Here is a 909-nt window from a genome sequence, read left to right on the forward strand (position 1 = left end):
TCCTTTTGAAAAAGAGTTACCGCCCCCCCCACGCTGACAAGACTGTAATAAAAAAAGAAGCCCATTTTACTAGACTTCTCTTGAATCACAATTTAATAATAGGGACTTTCAACTTCAGTAACCGGTGTGTAAAAGGGTTTAATCCCCTCTGTCAATACAACGTCCCCGTCTCTTGTGATAATGACCGCTTCAACCCCGCTAATAGCAGATAATTTCGCCAATAAATCTTGACTGGTTAAATTAAAGTATAAAGACGTGTAAATCTCCCCAACCAAGGAAGACTTAGAGACGATGGTCAAGCCCGCCAGGTCATTGTTTACCGGATAACCCGTTTGCGAATCAAAAATATGGTGGTAGGTTTTGCCTTGGTATTCAAAATGCCGCTCATAGATACCAGAAGTCACCACCGACCCATCTTGAAATTGGATAATCCCGCGTAAATGGTTGCGACTTTGGTCAGGATCTTGGACCCCTACTCGCCAAAAACCACCAGGATTTTCAAGATGTGTGCCGACTAGTAATACATTCCCGCCCAAGTTAATCATGCCTGATTGGACATCTTGCTCAAGGAAATAATCTTTGATTAAGTCAGCAAAATATCCCTTAGCAACTGCCCCCAAGTCAATTTCCATTCCTTGTTTCGCTAAGTAAACTGTTTGTTTCGCATCATCCAAAATAATGTCTGCAGGGTGAGTAAGGGCTAACCGGTCTTGAATAGCCGCTTCACTTGGTAAATTAGCGCCCTCAAAACCAACCTGCCACAGCTTGATTAAAGGTCCGATTGCAATATTCAAACTAACGTCTGAACGCAGAGAATAGTCTCTGCCAATGGCGATTAATTTGAATAAATCTGCGTCTACTTGTACAGGAGCCAGACCTGCCTTCGCATTAACCCGCATCAAAAGGCTG

The 909-nt window shown here is 43.1% G+C and carries 1 protein-coding gene; it reads right to left on the minus strand.

Annotation, left to right across the window (positions count from 1 at the left end):
- Positions 1 to 92: 92 nt before the first annotated feature.
- A partial coding sequence (locus ACRCJ0_RS15950) for an FAD:protein FMN transferase (protein WP_431391152.1) occupies positions 93 to 909 on the minus strand: 817 nt, incomplete at its 5' end.

The sequence above is a fragment of the Aerococcus sp. L_32 genome (assembly GCF_050689315.1).